This is a genomic window from Methylocapsa aurea, assembly GCF_000746085.1.
Taxonomy (GTDB): Bacteria; Pseudomonadota; Alphaproteobacteria; order Rhizobiales; family Beijerinckiaceae; genus Methylocapsa; species Methylocapsa aurea.
In genome coordinates this window covers 231,985-248,309 of sequence record NZ_KN050804.1, presented here as the reverse complement: position 1 = coordinate 248,309, position 16,325 = coordinate 231,985, and the positions used below count along the sequence as shown (strand labels likewise).

Sequence of the window (16,325 nt, the reverse complement as noted above, 5' to 3'; positions counted from 1 at the left end):
ATATGTCGGAAGTCCGACAGGGAGGAAACTCCCGAGCTATTGAAGGCCGCGCAATGACAGAGCTCGACTCCTTGGCCGCCAGCAAGCCCGCCGCATCGTCGCAACGCATCCAATTAAGCGAGATCGCGCTGATCGGCGTCTATGAAATCTCGAAGATCCTGACCGCGCCGACGCGGCTTGAGACAACGCTCGCGAACGTCCTCAATCTGCTCTCCTCATTTCTGCAGATGCGGCACGGAACCATCGTGCTTCTTGCCGATGACGGCGTGCCTGAGGTGGCGGTCGGGGCGGGATGGAGCGAGGAGACCTTACCGCATTCACCCTTGCGCTATCCTGAGCGGGCGATCGGCCAGATCGTCGCGACCGATGTCCCGCTTGTCGTGCATAATGTCGCTGACCACGATCTCTTCGATGCGAACGACGTCGCCGTCCTCGCCTCCGATGGCGTCAAGGTCTCCTTCATGGGCGTGCCGATTCGCGCCGGCGACAGGGTGGTCGGCACCTTGACCGTGGATCGGATCTGGGATGGCGAGAGCGTCTTCAGGTTCGATTCCGATGTTCGTTTTCTGGTGATGATCGCCAACCTGATCGGCCAAACCGTCAAATTGCATCGCGTCGTCGCCCGCGACCGGGACCGCTTGATCGAGGAAAGTCATCGTTTGCAGAAAGAGATCACCAAGTTGCAGCCGACGCCGACGAGCAAGCCGCGGGCGTCCGGCATTATTGGAGAAAGTCCGGCGATTCGTTCGGTTCTCGACAAAATCTCGATTGTCGCCCGCTCCAATGCGACCATGCTGCTTCGCGGCGAATCAGGAACCGGCAAAGAACTGTTCGCCCGCGCCTTGCACGAAATGTCGCCGCGCGCCTCGCATGCTTTCGTCAAGGTCAATTGCGCGGCTTTGGCGGAAAGCGTTCTCGAATCGGAATTGTTCGGGCATGAAAAGGGCGCTTTCACCGGCGCCGTCGCGACCCGGAAGGGGCGTTTCGAACTCGCCGACGGCGGCACGCTTTTCCTCGACGAGATCGGTGAAATTTCGTCCTCGTTCCAGGCCAAGCTCTTGCGCGTCCTGCAGAGCGGCGAGTTCGAAAGGGTTGGCGGAACCAAGACGTTGAAGGCCGACGTGCGGTTGATCACCGCGACCAACAAGAATTTGGAAGAGGCGGTCCGCAATGGCGAGTTCCGCGCCGACCTCTATTATCGCATCAGTGTCGTGCCCCTGCTCCTGCCGCCGCTGCGCGAGCGCAGCAGCGATATTCCGCTGCTCGCGGCGCGTTTTCTCGAACAATTCAACGAAGAGAATGGCCGCGAACTCGCCTTCAGCAAGCAGGCGATGCAGGTTTTGAAATCCTGCTATTTTCCCGGCAATGTGCGGGAACTTGAAAATTGCGTCCAGCGCACCGCGACCTTCGCCGCCGATGACGCAATCGTCGCCGCGGATTTCGCTTGCGGGCAGGACCAATGCCTCTCTGCGACGCTCTGGAAAGGCAAGACTTCGGCGGACGCCTGGTCGAAGCCGATCGGCGGCTTGGGGCCTTTTTCAGGCGCTCCAGCGCCGGCCGAACCCTATCGGGAGACGCCGCAGCCCTCGCCCCGAGCCCTTGCGCCCTCCAGCCCCGAGTCTTCGGCTGCGGTGTCGGCCGAGTCTCAGGGCGAATATTTCGACGGCGCCGGGAGCGACGCCTCGGAGCGGGAGCGCTTGCTCGAGGCGATGGAAAAGTCCGGCTGGGTCCAGGCGAAAGCCGCCCGAATGATGGGGTTGACCCCACGCCAGATCGGCTATGCGCTGCGCAAGCACGGGATCGAAATCAAAAAGTTCTGAGCGCGCCGCAGGGGCCAAGAGGCGCCCGGACTCAAGGCGCGGATGGATCTGGCTCGGCGGCGGCGCGCGAAACCTTCCATGAAATTGTCCAAGGTGGAACATTGCGGTCGTCGCAACGCTTGCGCGCCGCCGCTTTTCCCAAGGGACGGCCGAACATCGGAGCGCTGGTATAGAACTTGCTGCGCCGTGTAGCGGTTTCAACGGCATGAATACGGCGCGGCGCCGGTGTTGGTTGGGGTTCGTCACCTTCTGCATCAATTGGCCTATGCACGGGCGGAGCCGGCGAACATTTGACCTTTTACCTTTGGTCCAGGATGTAAGGAAGTTTCCCGGACGTTTTTTTGAAGGAGAATTCTAAAATGGCCTACAAGATCATCGCCTCTCAATGCACCGTCTGCGGCGCTTGCGAATTTGAGTGCCCCAATGCGGCGATCTCGTTCAAGAATGAGACCTATGTCATTGATCCGAAGAAGTGCACCGAATGCGAGAACGACTTTGATCATCCGCAATGCGATACCGTGTGCCCGGTCCCGCAGACCTGCGTGCCAGCCTGAAATTCGACGGCATTTACAAAGCCCGCCTCTGCAATCTGGCGGGTTAGAACATTTTCGAGCGAAGCGGACCCCGGTCCGCGCTAAGAAAATGCGATGAAATGAAAAGCTAGAGCAGCTTTCTGATTCCGTGGAGTCTGAAAGCGCTTTAGCACCGGCCCGGTTGCGTCCGACCGAGGCCAGCCTGTGTGGAGCGCGCCATGGATGCGGCTGACGACGCTCGCAACTGGTTGGGGCAGCCAATTCATTGCAATCAATGCGTCCATAAAGCGCTGCTTGCCGAGGATAGGTGCCGCAAGGGCTATAGCTGCGCGCATGACCGCGTCATCAAGCATATGGACCGCTTTTTCCGGGCCTCGCCGCAGCTCGCCGACGCCTATCTCCACCACCCCTATTTCGAGTTGCGCGCGGTCGCCGTAAAATATGCGAGCCTGTTTCGCGTCGCTCCGATGTTGTCCGATTCCGAACCCGAGGTTCGGACCATGGCGGTGTCACGCCTGCCGCGCGAGCGGGTCAAGCCTTTGGCGAATGATCCCGACAGGCGGGTTCGCATCGGCGTCGCCATGAAGATGGACGGCAAGGATTTGATTGCGATGCTCGGCGACGCGGATCCCTTTGTTCGCGGCGTGGTTGTTCGCAGGATCGCGCCAGACCTCCTGGTCATGGCGATGCGCGATCGCGATCCCGCCGTGCGGCGATGGGTCGCGCGCAGGATTCCCGCCGGTCGCCTGTTCGATATGCGGACCGACGCCGATCCGATGGTCCGGATGGAGGTGGCGGAACGTCTGCCTCCGGCGCGTCTGGCGGCTCTTGTCAATGATCCGGACCTCCGTGTTCGATTCACCGTCGCGGAGCGGATCGACCCGGATTCTCTGCCGCTCTTTCTCAGCGATGCCGACCCGATCGTCCGCGACATGGCGCGCCTCAGGATGCGGGAGCTTGGTCTAACTCCATCGCTGCATCAGGCGGATATTAATGATCGCGTGGGCGGCGACGGCGCCCCGCGCGGCATTCACTGAACGAAAACCGACACGCCCCGATCGCGCCTGGATTAGACCATTCGCCGCATGCGCCGATTGGCCTCAGGTTTCCGGCCTCCGCGCTGGCTGCAACGCCTTAATTGGCGGACCGGGAGGCGCTGGCCAAGCTTGTCGGGCATCTTATCCGCCGCCCATTTCGCTTCGCTTTATCGCGTGAGGCGGAGGGCTTTCTGACCTAGAGCACCCGGGGGCTCAGATGGGTGTCGCCTTTCAAACAGACGCCAGTTGCGCCTATTGGACGGCGCGTCGGGATCGCGACAGCCTGAGGTTTTCGGGAAACCTCCGCTGATTCAAGTGATTAGACTTATTCCATTTTTGGCATGCTAGTTGCTCAACCTTGGCCAAGCGATCTTACCTATCCAGATCGCAGTTGAGCTTATCGGCGGAAGAGGGAAAGCGTGGCGCGCCCCTTGTTACCAATAGGTTCCAGCCAAAAGCGAGGATCGAACATGGATTTGTCAGAACACGAGGTCGCAGCTGCGGCAGCTAAGGCCGGCGCAACGGCCGAAGAGATTATGCAGAAGATGGCCGAGCACAAGGGTTGCGAAACCAACAGCGACGGCGGCAAAAAGGCGAGCTGCGGCACGGCGGCCGGCGAGAACGATCTCGCCCCGGAGATTTGGGAAAAGGTCAAGAACCATCCTTGCTACAGCGAAGAAGCGCATCATCATTACGCGCGCATGCATGTCGCCGTGGCTCCGGCTTGCAACATCCAATGCAATTATTGCAATCGCAAATATGATTGCGCCAATGAGTCCCGCCCGGGCGTGGTCAGCGAACGCTTGACCCCAGAGCAGGCCGCGAAGAAAGTCCTCGCCGTTGCGTCCACCATTCCGCAGATGACGGTTCTTGGCATTGCCGGCCCCGGCGACCCCCTCGCCAATCCGGAAAAGACCTTCAAGACCTTCGACCTGATCGCGAAGACCGCTCCCGACATCAAGCTCTGCCTTTCCACGAACGGGCTGACCCTTCCCGACCACGTCGACACGATCGCCAAATACAATGTCGATCACGTCACGATCACCGTCAACATGGTCGACGCCGACGTCGGAGCGAAGATCTATCCCTGGATCTTCTACAAGCATAAACGCTATACCGGCCGCGAAGCCGCCCAGATCCTGACCGATCGTCAGATGCAGGGCCTGGAAATGCTCACCGCGCGCGGCATCCTTTCCAAGATCAACTCAGTCATGATCCCCGGCGTCAACGATCAGCATCTCGTCGAGGTGAACCGGGCCGTCAAGTCGCGCGGCGCTTTCTTGCACAACATCATGCCGCTGATCTCCGCCGCCGAGCACGGCACGGTGTTTGGCTTGACCGGCCAGCGCGGCCCGACGGCGCAGGAGTTGAAGCGCCTGCAGGACAGCTGCGAAGGCGAAATGAACATGATGCGCCACTGCCGCCAGTGCCGCGCCGACGCCGTTGGCCTTCTCGGCGAAGACCGCAGCGCCGAGTTCACCACCGAAAAAATCATGGAGATGGACGTCAACTACGACCTCGCGACCCGCCAGGCCTATCAGGCCAAGGTCGAGGAGGAGCGTCTCGCCGTTTCCGGCGCCAAGGCTTCCGAGCTTCAGATTCTCGCTGGCGTGGAAAGCGACATCAAGATCCTCATTGCTGTCGCGACGAAGGGCAGCGGCCGGATCAACGAGCATTTCGGCCACGCCGCCGAGTTCCAGATCTATGAACTCAGCACCGGCAAGGGCGCTCACTTCATCGGCCATCGCCGCGTCGACCTTTATTGCCAGGGCGGCTACGGCGAAGAAGACGCGCTTGAAACTGTGATCCGCGCCATCAAGGACTGCCATGCGGTCTTCGTCGCGAAGATCGGCGGCTGCCCGAAGAAGGACCTGCTCGCTGCCGGCATCGAAGCGGTCGACGAATTCGCGCATGAGTTCATCGAGAAGTCGGCGATCACCTACTTCAAGCGCTATCTCGAAGGCGTCAAAGACGGTTCGATCGTTCATGTTGAAAAGGGCGACGCCGAAATTCGTCCTGGCGAAGTCGCGGTGGACGTCGCCGCCGTGGCCGCCGAATAAGCTGGCCTAAATCAAGGCGTCGGGGCGCGTCATGCGCGTTCCGACGCCCTCCCATTCGTCCCTGATAGGAGCGGCTTATGACATTGAAAATCGCGGTGTCTTGCGTGAATTGCTCGGCGTGCGAGGCGGAATGCCCCAACGAAGCGATTAGCGCCGCTGAAGGGATCTATGTCATCGATCCGACCAAATGCACCGAATGCATCGGCTTTCACGATGACCCGCAATGTGCTTTGATTTGTCCGGTCGAAGAGACCTGCATCGTCGATGAGTCTTATCCACGTTACCAACCGGCGGCTTGAATATGCAAAATCTGAATGTGACGATCACTCCCGCGGCCGACAAATTCGTCCGGCGCATGCTTCGATTCGATGGCGGCCCAGGCAGCGGCCTGAGTCTCTCGGTTTCTCCGGGCGGCTGTTCCGGCCTTTCCGCCGAGTTCAGCGTTCAAGCGGCGCCGGCCGCCGGCGAGACCGTTCATGAATATAATGGCTTGCGGTTTTTTCTGCCCGCCCAGAGCCGGCTTCTGCTGCAAGGCGTGACCATGGACTTTGTCGAGACTCCGACGTCCGCCGGATTGAAGTTTCACGACCCCAAGAATGTCTCTACCTGTGGTTCTCACAGCGCTCCGGACGTTGGCCATCTCCACGAACACGATCATCAACATTAAGCGAGGCCGCGCATGGACTTGACGACTGGCTTCAATGAGCCGCCGTCGATCCAGGCGGTTGAGGCGCTGCTTGGCGGAGGCTTGCCTCCTGCGGCGGAGGAGCATCTTGCGCTCGCCGCGAGCCTCTATGATCGCGATGAGCTTGCCTTGGCGCATCTCCGTCAGGCGGAGGCGATAGCCCCTGCCCATCCGGCGGTGCTGATTGGCTTGTATCGTTTCTACTTTTACAAAGGGCGACTGGTCGAATGCTTGGATGTCGCCCGCATTTGTCTCGCCGAAGCGGCGCATCATAACAATCTGGCTGACGACTGGCGGGAGGTCCAAAGCGGCGACGCCAATTTCAGCAGCTATGACGCAATGCTGCCGCGGTTTTATTTGTTCGTCTTGAAGGGTTACGCCTATCTGCAGATGCGGTTGGGCAATCTCGACGAAGGCCTCGCCGCGGCGATGAAGCTTCTTGAGCTTGATGCGAGCGACAAGATCGGCGCGACTGTGCTGATCGAGGTCCATCAACGCATGGAGCAGGGCGATGAAGAGTGAAATCGACGAAGCCCGCGATTTCGCCGGCAAGGAAATCGACTGCGCCGCGTGCAAATATCAGAACTTGCAGAAGCAGGGCAAATGCCAGTTGAAGCAGGCCTGCGTGAAGGATCGGTACGCGCGCCGCATCGACCGGTTCTTCGACTGGAATCCCAGTCTGGCGAATGATCATCTGGCGGATCCCTATTTCGAGGCGCGGGCGGTCGCCGCCAAACACGCCGACATTTTTCGACTGCCCGCCATGCTGGCCGATTCCGATGAGACGGTCCGCTGGGCGGCGGCGGCGCGGCTCCCGGACAGCTATCTTCTGCGCCTTCGCGACGATCCGCATCGCGAGGTTCGCATTCGCGTCGCCTCGCGTCTCGATGACGCCGGGCTGGTCTCGATGATGAACGATCGCGATTACTACGTCCGCACCATGATCGCGCGTCGCCTGTCCCCCTCGACATTGCCGATGATGATCAACGATCCCGAGCCGGAAGTCAGGCGCACCATCGTGCGCCGCATCGATGCGGCTTGGTTGATGCGGATGGCGCAGGATAAGGATCCCGGCGTCAGGCTCGAAGTGGCGCGTCGGCTCTCGGACGAACAGCTCGGCGGCTTGCAACAGGATCCGGATTGGCGGGTTCGCTACGAAGTGGCGAGCCGGATTGCTGTTTCCCGGCTGGCGGACATGCAGGACGACGCCGATCCGCTGGTGCGGGACGTTGCGCGCCAACGGGGCGGCAATGTGAAGGCGCTCGATGGCTCGGCGCCGATTGTGAAGATGATCAGCTGAGCAAGGATCGATAGGTTTCTTGGCGGGCGATCGCAGGGCGCTTGCGACCTTGGCGCGGGCGAACTATTTGATATCGGGAAGATTGTCGAGGAGATGCTAGATGACCAACATCAGCCGCGATAGCGACGTCGTCGAGCTCAATGAACCGCCGCGGTTCACCTATGGCCAGCGCGTGCGGACCAAACGCACCGTTCGCAATGATGGGACCTATTGCGGCAAGGACGTCGGCGACATACTCGCCAAGAAAGGCGAGGAGGGCTATGTCTGCAACATTGGCACGTTCCTCCAACAATTCTACATTTTTGGCGTCGAGTTCATTCAGACCGGAAATAAGGTTGGAATGAAATCGAAGGAGTTGGAGGCTTGCGACGACGAGGACGATGTGGCGAGCGCCAAGAAAAAGCCGGCCAAACCGGCGAAGGAGAGCGGAGAATGATGGATCCCGGTGGCGCGAATCCGCCAAAGTTTCAATGGGGCCAGCGCGTGTTGGCGGTGGAGGATCTCTATAACGATGGGTCCTATCCCGATCAACCGCTCGATGTTTTGCTGGTGCGGACGGGCGACGCCGGTGAAATCGTCAATATTGGAATGATCGAAGAGACCAAAAAGCCAATCTATCTTGTCGAATTCGATGGGACGCGACTGGTGGTTGGCTGTCTCGAAGAAGAACTCGCTGTCGAAGACGACCGCTAGAGGGCTTCCCGATCACATAGATCATCTGACCGAACAGGAATCGCTTCAGATCAAAGAGTTGGAGCATGTTCTTATGAGACATCGAATATATCTGATGTCTCCCTATTTAGACATCGGATATATCCGACGTCTAAATAGGGAGGGCTCCGACGCAAATGGATAGGCAGGGATCGGTTTGGTTGACCGTCACGGCGACCGCGGCGATATCTAGATCTATAATCTGCTTATATTTTAGGCGCCTTGCGGGATCTCTGCCGCTAAAGCGTGTTCCGAAAAATTTGACCGACTTTTTCGATCAGAACATGCTGCTCCAACCATTTGAAATCTGAGCGACTCCTGTTCGATCAGATGATTCCATCTGATCGGGAGGCGCTCCAGGCTGAAGCGGTCCGGTCGCCAACCCCTTGGCCATCGGACGGGCGTGAAAGCCCTTAGTTGGCTTTGGCGTCGATCGCGCCGGGCTGGCGGATATCCCTGATCGGACAAGGGCGCCGCCGATGATTAGCCGCCCGTCGAAACAAGATCATTGGTCCGAACAAATAGATAAAAGCGTGATTGCTCGCGGCGGGGCGCGCGGCCGCAGGCGGCGCAACAATGCGCCTGTCGGCTTACGAGCAGTTGCACGAAACTTGCTTAGGGGGCTGTGGTCGGTTGAGGTCAGGTCAGGGTGGCGGCGGCGCCTCCTGATCGCCAATTTATTTGCTGTGAGTGGAAGGCGATGATCTACTTCGACAATAACGCGACGACTGCGGTCGCTCTGGAGGCCATCGAGGCGATGGCCGCCTGCATGCGGACCGGGCCGACCAATCCGTCCAGCAAGCACAAGGCGGGTGAGTGCAGCAAGGAGGCGGTCATGGGCGCGCGCAGCGAGGTCGCCCGTCTTCTGGGCTGTTCGCCGCCCGAAATCGTCTTCACAAGTTGCGGCACGGAATCGAATCATCTTGCGATCCTCGGCGCGCTGGCCCTCGATCCGGCAAAGCAGCATATCGTTGCGAGCGCCGTGGAGCATCCCTCGTGTTTGGAGCTCTTGGCTCATCTCGAAACGAAGGGCGTGCGCGTCACCTATGTCCCGGTCGACTCCCGGGGGCAGTTAGATCCGGAAACCGTGGCTGCGAGTCTTGCGCCCGATACCGCCCTCGTCTCGATCATGTGGGCGAATAATGAAACCGGCGTCGTGTTCCCGATTGAGGCGATCGCCGCGCTCGCCAAGGCTCGGAGCGTCTTATTCCATACGGATGCAGTGCAGGCCGTCGGCAAGCTCCGGGTCGATCTCAAGACGATTCCCGTCGATTTGTTGTCATTGTCGGGACATAAGCTGCATGGGCCGACCGGGATCGGCGCGCTTTTCGTGCGCAAAGGCGTCAAGCTCGCCTCGCAAATATTCGGGCATCAGGAGCGGGCCCGGCGCGGCGGCACGGAAAACGTGCCGGGCATTATCGGACTCGGCAAGGCCGCCGCGCTGGCGCAAAAGGAGTTGGCGCAGCAGGACGCCCATCTCTCGTCATTGCGGGACAGGCTGGAGGCCGGCATCCTCGCGCGCGTGCCGATCGCTTCGATCAATGGCCTCGGCGCGGCGCGCGTCGCCAATACGACGAATATCCGCTTCGGCGATCTCGAAGCCGAGTTGCTTCTCGAACGTCTCGATCGCGCCGGGATTTGCGCCTCTGCGGGGGCCGCCTGCACCTCGGCGGGAACCGAACCCTCGCATGTGCTGCTCGCGATGGGGCTTGGCGAACGCGGCGCGTTGTCGTCTGTCCGCTTTTCTCTTGGCCGCGACAATACCGAGGCCGAAGTCGACGCGCTCCTCGAAGTGTTGCCAAGGATCGTGAACGAAGCGGCTGCGATCGCCGCTTGATGAAACACTCCCGCACTCCGTGGGATCAGTGAGGACTTAGATGAAGATCATGCTTCGCAAGGACGGCGCCGGCGTTCTTTCTGTCTACGTGCCAAAAAAGGACCTCGAAGAGCCCGTGGTGTCGATGGAAAAGCCCGAAATGTGGGGCGGCATCGTTACGCTGGCCAATGGCTGGCAGCTCGAGCTGCCGCCGATGACGCCGGGCGTCGATATTCCGTGCACGGTGGAAGCGCGCAAATTGAGCGATGATTGAGTCTGGCCATGAGCAGTCTTTCGACGGAAAATCTTGCGCAGATCGAAGCGCTCCTTGCGGCGCCCGACGCTGACGCGGCGGTGCTGCAGGATTTTCGCCAGCGCTTTCCCGGCGTCTCGCTGACCCGTTGCGATCCGAGCGACGTCGATGGAGAGCGCCCGTATAAGGAGTTTGCGCGCTTCACCCTCTATTTGGTGAGCGCCGTGAATCACTGCGTCACGATGACGAGAGATCCCTCTATCGCGACTGGAATTATCGTTGTTCAGAATAAGGTCGCGCCATGACCGTGAACATGATTCCGCTTTCCGATCCCGACATGTCGCAGGCCGAATTGGATGCGGTCAGCGAGGTTCTTCAATCTTCGCAAATCACGACGGGAGAAGCGATCGAGGCCTTCGAAGAAGCTTTCGCGCGATATGCGGGTCGCAAATACGCCGTTGCGGTGTCGAGCGGCGCAATGGGCTTGATGCTGGTGCTGGACGCCTACGGGATCGGGCCGGGCGATGAAGTCATCACGTCATCCCATTCGTTTCGGGAAATCACGCATGCGATCACCATTCGCGGCGCTTTCCCGATTTTTGCCGACATCGACTATTGGTCCGGCACGCTGGCGCCCGACAAGGCCGAACGGAAAATTTCCGAGAAGACCAAGGCGATTGTCGTCAGCAACAACAATGGGCACCCGGCGCCCTGGACGGAGTTTCGCGCGATCGCCGATCGGCATAAGTTGATCCTGATCGAGGATTCGAGCGAAGCGATCGGATCGACCTACAAGGGAGCCTTGGTCGGAACCTTTGGCGATTGTTCGATTTTCGACTTCTCGCAGCCGGGCCCGCTTGTTTGCGGCGATGGCGGCATGGTGCTCACCGACGATATCGATGTTGCGATGGCGATCCGCCGCCATCGCAACCACAGTCTTGACGAACGGCCTTCGGTCGTTGTCGGCGGCGCGCCTTCCTATCATGGGAGCATGAGCAATCTATCGGCGACGCTCGGTTTGGTGCAACTTCAGCGGCTCGAATTGATCCTTGAACGGCGGAAGCGGACTGAATATTGGTACTATGATTACGTCAAATCCTTCGAGGGGATCAAGGATCCCTACATAGGGCCCGACGTGACCGAAGTGCATTGGTTCTTATATGCCGTCCATCTGGGCACGCGTTTTTCACGCTCCAGCCGCGACGGCATCATCGAGGACCTAGCCAAAGAGGAAATCGAGGCCGCGGCTTACTCCGTGCCGCTGCATCTTCAGCCGCATTATTTCAATCTCGGCTATCGCAAGAAGGACTTTCTTGTAACGGAAAAGGTCGCTGATCGGGCGGTCGTGCTGCCGTTCCACGCCCATCTTACCGAGGATCAAATCGCTTTCATCGTCGGCTCGATGAAGGACGCTTCGATCAATATCGGGGCGGGCGCCGAAATCACCCTTTGAAGTCCACGCCACTCCTCACAGGGCGGCGAATGTCGTTAATCCAACCACGCAAACAGGGAATGAGTTTAAATGCCGACCATCACTATCAAACCTTCAGGCAAGACGCTGGAAGCCGCGGAAGGTTCGACCCTCCTTGAAGCAATTCAGGCGGCTGGTGTGCCGATCGAATGCACATGTGAGACCGCCAAAAAATATGACCCCTGCCACATTTTTGTTCTCGAGGGCAGAAAAGGTCTCGCTAAGATGGTGAATCCTGAGAACGAGCGGCTCGATGCGATGGTCGGCGTCGGATCTAAATCTCGCTTGGCCTGCCAATGCGTCGTCAACGGCACGGAAAATGTAACAATCGAATTGCTCGGCGCACTTTCCGGTTGAGCCATTCCAACGGTTTCCTGAAGCAAACTCAAAAAGGAGTTCCGAAAATGTCTACAGCTGAAGTCGTGATCCAGGTCCGCTACAATCCTAGAGGCGATTGCGTTTTCTGTGGAGAAGCGCCCGTCGGCGTGTCGCCGCAGGATTGGCACAATTATCTTTCCAACCATCTCCCAATTCATGCTCTTTCTGGCGGCCGCGCGGCGTTCTACACGACGTTCGAGGACCTCGCCAAGTTCAAGACCATGGAAGGCGCGAAACTCGAGGCTCTTTGATGAACACGCACACGCTCGAAGAGATTCATGCGGCGCTTGATGCTGGCCGCCTTATCCCCTACGTGGGACCGGGCGCTTTGTCGCTTGTCGGCCCGGATTGTCCGCTTCCCGCGGGCCCGGACCGGTTGGTGGAAAAGCTGACCGCCAGGGCGACCGTCCCGCACAAGATCCGCAAGAATCTTTCGGCGGCGGCGCAGTTCATTGAGAATTTCAAGCATCGCAAGACCATTAGTTCGGTCATGACTGAAGCATTCAAGCCGCATGTCGAGCCAACCGAGTTCCACGCGTGGATCGCGTCCTGGCCGAAATTGCCGCTGGTGGTGCATGTCTGGTACGATGATCTCATGCAGCAGGCCCTCGCGGGCCGCGAAAATTGGGGTTACGTGCAAGGCGTCAGTCAGGCCGAACATCTTGCGACCTGGGTCCATTATTTCAACCCGGACGGGTCGCGGATCGAAAAAGACGCGGAGCTTGCGGCCGCCGAGGCTTGGTCGACGGTTCTTTACCAGCCTCTGGGATCGGTTGCTCCGGAAGGCAATTTCCTGGTTTCTGATTCCGATTATGTGGAGGTCTTGACCGAGATCGACATCCAGACGCCGATCCCCGAGAAGGTCCAGCAGATCCGCACCGATCGGAACTTTCTGTTTCTTGGCTGCCGCTTCATCAATCAGGTCGAGCGGATTTTCGCCTGGCAGATCATGAAGCGTTCGTCGGAAAAACATTGGGCGGTCCTGCCCGAAACGCCGACAAAAAATGAACTCAAGTTCCTCGAGCGTTATAATGTCGAACGGATCGACATGCCGCTCGCCGAGTTCATGGGCAAATTCGCCCCAGAGAAAGTGGCTGCTCTCGTTTGAGCAGAACGAATCCTGCCGGTTCCGGCGCGAAAGCATCGGACCCGCTGGAGAATGGTCGGAGATAGTGACTAGCTCTCAGGACTCCACTCCATTCGTCCGCATTGGCGGCCAGGCGACAATCGACCAACTCGTCGACGCATTCTACCGGCAGATGGATCGTTTGCCGGAAGCCAAGACGATCCGGGCCATGCATGCCGATGATCTGACGTCCGTAGGTCAGGTGCTCAAGCGCTACCTGGGGGAATGGCTCGGCGGCCCAAAGCTCTATTCGCAAGAGCGCGGGCATCCGCGCTTGCGCATGCGGCATATGCCATTTCGGATCGGGGAAGCGGAACGGGACGCCTGGATGGCCTGCATGAGCCGCGCGCTCGAAGAAGTGGTCGCCGAAGCGCAGCTTCGGACGGACTTGCTCCAATCCTTTTACAAATTGGCGGACTGGGTCCGCAATGATGACGGGAACCCTCATGACGCTCACAATTGAAAAAACGCTTTTCACCCGCCTCGACGCTGAGGGACGTCTGACGCATCCGATCATCAAGGAAGAGATAAGCCCTGGCCGGTTCGGCTTTCGCGGCGAGATCGCCCTGAAGTTTCAGGCTTCCATGGCCGACGAAAAGCGTCCGCCCGAATTGTCCATCTGGCAGGTGTTCGCCACTGCGAGAGAAGGAGAGCCCGCCTTCGAACTCTTCATGTGCTATCTCCTGTCGTTCGAATATCTGCAAACGACAATCGAGGTCCTCGGCGATCTGTTCAAGCCGGGCGGGAAATATTTCATCTATTCCAACAATCAGGACTTGTTGATGAAGTATCGCATCCCGATGGGCGACGTCACTTTCTATTGTCTGCCGATCGGCGAGGCGACCGCCTATAATGAGTTCCTTGAACTGCTCGACATCGACAAGAACGACATCAAGAAACTCAACACCGCCGGGAAGATGGACTACATCACCAAGAAGGCGCTCGAGTTCGACGCTGACTGGGATGTGATCAGCTTCGAAGAGGGGATCAAGCGCATGGGACCCGTCCGCAACCCCAATGAAAACCGGCCGGTTTGACGGCTCGGCGTGACCGAGTTGATCACAGCCATTTTGCTGGAGCGGCGCGCCGCTTCGAACTTTTGCTCCTCTCTCAACCTCTCTTGAGACAGTCCGCTCGGTCGTCGGCGGCGCGGCGCAGCGCCGTCGATGAGAGGGGAGAACGCGGCCCGTGCAAGAATGCGAAGGCGGGCGTCGGCGCATCCGCCAGACAAGCCGCGGCGCCCTCGTCTAGACGATAAGGCGCCAACGCCAGCGCCGCCCGAGAGTGCATTGCCTTCAATGTCGAGCCGGGACGATCGATGACGGCGATCGGGACAAGATCGGCAATGTCGCGCCAGCGCTTCCAGGAATGAAAGCTGGATAAGTTATCGGCGCCCATCAGCCAGACGAAATGAACGCCGCGGCAGCGTTGCTTCAAGTAAGAGATCGTCCCGAAGGTGAAGGCGGTTCCGATCATCGCTTCAATCGCGGTGGGTTCGATGCGCGGATGGCGGGCGAGCGCCCGCGCCGCCTCGAGACGCGCGGCGAGCGGGGCGAGTTGGAGCGGGTCCTTCAATGGATTGCCGGGGCTGACAAGCCACCAGATCCGGTCGAGCCGCAGCCGCCGCAGGGCCAATAGGCTCGCCTCTCTATGGCCGTCGTGCGGTGGATTGAAACTGCCCCCGAAGAGCCCAATGCGCATTCCGGGCGCATGCGGCGGCAAGCTTGCTCCGCTCACGGGCGAATCTGTCCCTGGCCATGCACCCTATATTTGAAGGAGGTCAATTGCTCCAGTCCCACCGGTCCGCGCGCGTGCATCCGCCCGGTGGCGATGCCGATCTCGGCGCCAAAGCCGAATTCGCCGCCATCGGCGAATTGAGTCGAGGCATTGTGCATCACAATGGCCGAATCGACCTCCTTCAAGAAGCAGTCCGCCGCCGCCTGATCTTCGGTCACGATGCAGTCGGTATGATGCGAGCCGAAATTCTGAATATGCTCGATCGCCTGCTTCAGACCGTCGACGACCCGCACGGCGATGATCGCATCGAGATATTCCGCGGTCCAATCCGCGTCGCTCGCGGTGGCGACCCTTGAATCCGTCGCGCGCGCCATGGCGTCGCCCCGGACCTCGCAGCCGGCGTCAAGCAACATTTTCACCAGCGGCGAGAGCAGCGTCGCCGCGCCGGCCCGATCGACAAGCAGCGTCTCGGCGGCGCCGCAAATGCCGGTGCGCCGCATCTTGGCGTTGAGAACGATTTTTTTCGCCTTGGCGAGATCGGCGTCGCGATGCACGAAAACATGCACGATGCCTTCAAGATGCGCGAAGACCGGCACCCGCGCCTCGGTCTGGACTCGGGCGACGAGGCTCTTGCCGCCGCGCGGCACGATGACGTCGAGATTGCCGCCAAGCCCGGCGAGCATTTCGCCGACGGCGGCTCGGTCCTTGGTCGGCACGCGAGCGATGGCCGCCCGAGGCAGACCGGCCTCATCGAGACCGGTGACGAGGCAGTCGTGGATGGCTTTCGTGGAAAGGAAGCTTTCCGAACCGCCGCGCAGGATCGCCGCGTTGCCAGCCTTGAGACAGAGCGCGCCGGCGTCCGCCGTCACCGCTGGGCGGCTTTCGTAGATGACGCCGATCACCCCGAGCGGCGTCGACACGCGCTCGATCAAGAGCCCATTCGGCCGCTCGAAACGGGCGAGAAGGCGCCCGACCGGATCGGGAAGCGCCGCAATGTCCTCAAGGCCTTTGGCCATGGTCTCGATGCGTCCCACATCGAGACGCAGCCGATCGAGAAAGGAGCCGGCGGCGCCGTTCGCCTCCGCCGCCGCTGCATCCTGCGCATTGGCGGCGAGGATGACGTCAGCCCTCTGGCGGATCGCTTGGGCGGCTTTGAGGATCGCGCGGTTCTTCGTCTCAGTGGAGGCGAGCGAAAGCACATGCGCGGCGGCGCGGGCGGCTCGGCCGATTTCGGCCATAACGCCGGCGGCGGCGTCCTCGTTGGCGTCGGGCTCGACGCGTTTCAGATTTTCCAACGCGAGCGGCTCCTATGCGCGGATCTGAAGTCATTGTCCGAATGCTCTGATTCGGCAGCCAACTCCAGCGATTTATTTTGCCGCATTTTGCGACTTCGGCTTT

21 protein-coding genes are annotated in these 16,325 nt (G+C 60.0%); 19 read left to right on the top strand and 2 right to left on the bottom strand.

The features are described 5' to 3' along the window. Positions 1–53: 53 nt before the first annotated feature. From nifA to DL86_RS16250, 19 genes are all read left to right on the top strand, one after another. Positions 54–1,820 (top strand): nif-specific transcriptional activator NifA, encoded by a 1,767-nt coding sequence (nifA, locus tag DL86_RS16340; RefSeq protein ID WP_051953599.1) that lies wholly within the window; start codon positions 54–56, stop codon positions 1,818–1,820. A gap of 359 nt (positions 1,821–2,179) precedes the next feature. Then, complete coding sequence (locus tag DL86_RS16335) at positions 2,180–2,374, top strand: 4Fe-4S dicluster domain-containing protein (RefSeq protein ID WP_036263594.1); 195 nt, start codon at positions 2,180–2,182, stop codon at positions 2,372–2,374. A 197-nt stretch (positions 2,375–2,571) separates the two neighbouring features. Continuing rightward, complete coding sequence (locus DL86_RS16330) at positions 2,572–3,390, top strand: 4Fe4S-binding leucine-rich repeat protein (protein WP_084572978.1); 819 nt, start codon at positions 2,572–2,574, stop codon at positions 3,388–3,390. A 470-nt stretch (positions 3,391–3,860) separates the two neighbouring features. Further along, positions 3,861–5,450 carry a nitrogenase cofactor biosynthesis protein NifB gene (gene nifB / locus DL86_RS16325; protein ID WP_036263592.1) on the top strand — a complete coding sequence of 530 codons (1,590 nt, stop codon included), beginning with the start codon at positions 3,861–3,863 and terminating at the stop codon, positions 5,448–5,450. A 77-nt stretch (positions 5,451–5,527) separates the two neighbouring features. After that, positions 5,528–5,749 (top strand): YfhL family 4Fe-4S dicluster ferredoxin, encoded by a 222-nt coding sequence (locus tag DL86_RS16320; RefSeq protein ID WP_036263591.1) that lies wholly within the window; start codon positions 5,528–5,530, stop codon positions 5,747–5,749. A gap of 2 nt (positions 5,750–5,751) precedes the next feature. Beyond that, complete coding sequence (locus DL86_RS16315) at positions 5,752–6,117, top strand: HesB/IscA family protein (RefSeq protein ID WP_036263588.1); 366 nt, start codon at positions 5,752–5,754, stop codon at positions 6,115–6,117. A 12-nt stretch (positions 6,118–6,129) separates the two neighbouring features. Continuing rightward, a complete protein-coding gene (locus tag DL86_RS16310) occupies positions 6,130–6,657 on the top strand; it encodes a hypothetical protein (RefSeq protein ID WP_036263586.1) in 528 nt (175 codons plus the stop codon). After that, complete coding sequence (locus DL86_RS16305; protein ID WP_036263584.1) at positions 6,647–7,435, top strand: 4Fe4S-binding leucine-rich repeat protein; 789 nt, start codon at positions 6,647–6,649, stop codon at positions 7,433–7,435. The genes DL86_RS16310 and DL86_RS16305 overlap by 11 nt, the downstream gene beginning before the upstream one ends. Before the next feature lie 100 nt (positions 7,436–7,535). Further along, the gene (locus tag DL86_RS16300; RefSeq protein WP_036263583.1) at positions 7,536–7,871 is read left to right on the top strand and encodes a nitrogen fixation protein NifZ; all 336 of its coding nucleotides are present in this window, start codon (positions 7,536–7,538) and stop codon (positions 7,869–7,871) included. Further along, the gene (locus DL86_RS16295; RefSeq protein ID WP_245276406.1) at positions 7,868–8,128 is read left to right on the top strand and encodes a nitrogen fixation protein NifZ; all 261 of its coding nucleotides are present in this window, start codon (positions 7,868–7,870) and stop codon (positions 8,126–8,128) included. The genes DL86_RS16300 and DL86_RS16295 overlap by 4 nt, the downstream gene beginning before the upstream one ends. Before the next feature lie 718 nt (positions 8,129–8,846). After that, positions 8,847–9,983, top strand: a complete 1,137-nt coding sequence (locus DL86_RS16290; protein ID WP_036263578.1) for a cysteine desulfurase family protein — start codon at positions 8,847–8,849, stop codon at positions 9,981–9,983. 40 nt (positions 9,984–10,023) lie between these two features. Further along, on the top strand, positions 10,024–10,236 hold the full coding sequence (gene nifT / locus DL86_RS16285; RefSeq protein WP_036263576.1) for a putative nitrogen fixation protein NifT: 213 nt from the start codon (positions 10,024–10,026) through the stop codon (positions 10,234–10,236). Positions 10,237–10,244: 8 nt separating this feature from the next. Continuing rightward, entirely contained in the window at positions 10,245–10,520 is a 276-nt protein-coding gene (locus tag DL86_RS16280) for a hypothetical protein (protein ID WP_036263574.1), read from the top strand. Next, positions 10,517–11,668, top strand: coding sequence for a DegT/DnrJ/EryC1/StrS family aminotransferase (locus tag DL86_RS16275; protein WP_036263573.1), 1,152 nt, complete (start codon positions 10,517–10,519; stop codon positions 11,666–11,668). The genes DL86_RS16280 and DL86_RS16275 overlap by 4 nt, the downstream gene beginning before the upstream one ends. Before the next feature lie 69 nt (positions 11,669–11,737). Further along, on the top strand, positions 11,738–12,043 hold the full coding sequence (locus tag DL86_RS16270) for a 2Fe-2S iron-sulfur cluster-binding protein (RefSeq protein ID WP_036263572.1): 306 nt from the start codon (positions 11,738–11,740) through the stop codon (positions 12,041–12,043). A gap of 47 nt (positions 12,044–12,090) precedes the next feature. Beyond that, positions 12,091–12,315 (top strand): hypothetical protein, encoded by a 225-nt coding sequence (locus tag DL86_RS16265; RefSeq protein ID WP_036263999.1) that lies wholly within the window; start codon positions 12,091–12,093, stop codon positions 12,313–12,315. Further along, positions 12,315–13,172 (top strand): SIR2 family NAD-dependent protein deacylase, encoded by an 858-nt coding sequence (locus tag DL86_RS16260; protein WP_036263570.1) that lies wholly within the window; start codon positions 12,315–12,317, stop codon positions 13,170–13,172. The genes DL86_RS16265 and DL86_RS16260 overlap by 1 nt, the downstream gene beginning before the upstream one ends. A gap of 64 nt (positions 13,173–13,236) precedes the next feature. Beyond that, the gene (locus DL86_RS16255; RefSeq protein WP_245276405.1) at positions 13,237–13,653 is read left to right on the top strand and encodes a group II truncated hemoglobin; all 417 of its coding nucleotides are present in this window, start codon (positions 13,237–13,239) and stop codon (positions 13,651–13,653) included. Beyond that, positions 13,637–14,227, top strand: coding sequence for a hypothetical protein (locus DL86_RS16250; RefSeq protein ID WP_202899223.1), 591 nt, complete (start codon positions 13,637–13,639; stop codon positions 14,225–14,227). The genes DL86_RS16255 and DL86_RS16250 overlap by 17 nt, the downstream gene beginning before the upstream one ends. A gap of 73 nt (positions 14,228–14,300) precedes the next feature. On the opposite strand, the gene DL86_RS16245 is transcribed toward DL86_RS16250, so the two are convergent. Together DL86_RS16245 and DL86_RS16240 are read right to left on the bottom strand one after the other, a co-directional pair. Continuing rightward, positions 14,301–14,891, bottom strand: a complete 591-nt coding sequence (locus DL86_RS16245; RefSeq protein ID WP_084572976.1) for a nicotinate-nucleotide adenylyltransferase — start codon at positions 14,889–14,891, stop codon at positions 14,301–14,303. 32 nt (positions 14,892–14,923) lie between these two features. Beyond that, the gene (locus DL86_RS16240) at positions 14,924–16,222 is read right to left on the bottom strand and encodes a glutamate-5-semialdehyde dehydrogenase (RefSeq protein ID WP_036263564.1); all 1,299 of its coding nucleotides are present in this window, start codon (positions 16,220–16,222) and stop codon (positions 14,924–14,926) included. Between the last annotated feature and the right edge of the window lie 103 nt (positions 16,223–16,325).

Excerpts from the sequence above, each read along its gene's own strand:
- nifA (WP_051953599.1), top strand. The coding sequence starts at position 54 with ATGACAGAGCTCGACTCCTTGGCCGCCAGCAAGCCCGCCGCATCGTCG.
- DL86_RS16335 (WP_036263594.1), top strand. The coding sequence starts at position 2,180 with ATGGCCTACAAGATCATCGCCTCTCAATGCACCGTCTGCGGCGCTTGC.
- DL86_RS16330 (WP_084572978.1), top strand. The coding sequence starts at position 2,572 with ATGGATGCGGCTGACGACGCTCGCAACTGGTTGGGGCAGCCAATTCAT.
- nifB (WP_036263592.1), top strand. The coding sequence starts at position 3,861 with ATGGATTTGTCAGAACACGAGGTCGCAGCTGCGGCAGCTAAGGCCGGC.
- DL86_RS16320 (WP_036263591.1), top strand. The coding sequence starts at position 5,528 with ATGACATTGAAAATCGCGGTGTCTTGCGTGAATTGCTCGGCGTGCGAG.
- DL86_RS16315 (WP_036263588.1), top strand. The coding sequence starts at position 5,752 with ATGCAAAATCTGAATGTGACGATCACTCCCGCGGCCGACAAATTCGTC.
- DL86_RS16310 (WP_036263586.1), top strand. The coding sequence starts at position 6,130 with ATGGACTTGACGACTGGCTTCAATGAGCCGCCGTCGATCCAGGCGGTT.
- DL86_RS16305 (WP_036263584.1), top strand. The coding sequence starts at position 6,647 with ATGAAGAGTGAAATCGACGAAGCCCGCGATTTCGCCGGCAAGGAAATC.
- DL86_RS16300 (WP_036263583.1), top strand. The coding sequence starts at position 7,536 with ATGACCAACATCAGCCGCGATAGCGACGTCGTCGAGCTCAATGAACCG.
- DL86_RS16295 (WP_245276406.1), top strand. The coding sequence starts at position 7,868 with ATGATGGATCCCGGTGGCGCGAATCCGCCAAAGTTTCAATGGGGCCAG.
- DL86_RS16290 (WP_036263578.1), top strand. The coding sequence starts at position 8,847 with ATGATCTACTTCGACAATAACGCGACGACTGCGGTCGCTCTGGAGGCC.
- nifT (WP_036263576.1), top strand. The coding sequence starts at position 10,024 with ATGAAGATCATGCTTCGCAAGGACGGCGCCGGCGTTCTTTCTGTCTAC.
- DL86_RS16280 (WP_036263574.1), top strand. The coding sequence starts at position 10,245 with ATGAGCAGTCTTTCGACGGAAAATCTTGCGCAGATCGAAGCGCTCCTT.
- DL86_RS16275 (WP_036263573.1), top strand. The coding sequence starts at position 10,517 with ATGACCGTGAACATGATTCCGCTTTCCGATCCCGACATGTCGCAGGCC.
- DL86_RS16270 (WP_036263572.1), top strand. The coding sequence starts at position 11,738 with ATGCCGACCATCACTATCAAACCTTCAGGCAAGACGCTGGAAGCCGCG.
- DL86_RS16265 (WP_036263999.1), top strand. The coding sequence starts at position 12,091 with ATGTCTACAGCTGAAGTCGTGATCCAGGTCCGCTACAATCCTAGAGGC.
- DL86_RS16260 (WP_036263570.1), top strand. The coding sequence starts at position 12,315 with ATGAACACGCACACGCTCGAAGAGATTCATGCGGCGCTTGATGCTGGC.
- DL86_RS16250 (WP_202899223.1), top strand. The coding sequence starts at position 13,637 with ATGACGCTCACAATTGAAAAAACGCTTTTCACCCGCCTCGACGCTGAG.
- DL86_RS16245 (WP_084572976.1), bottom strand. The coding sequence starts at position 14,891 with ATGCGCATTGGGCTCTTCGGGGGCAGTTTCAATCCACCGCACGACGGC.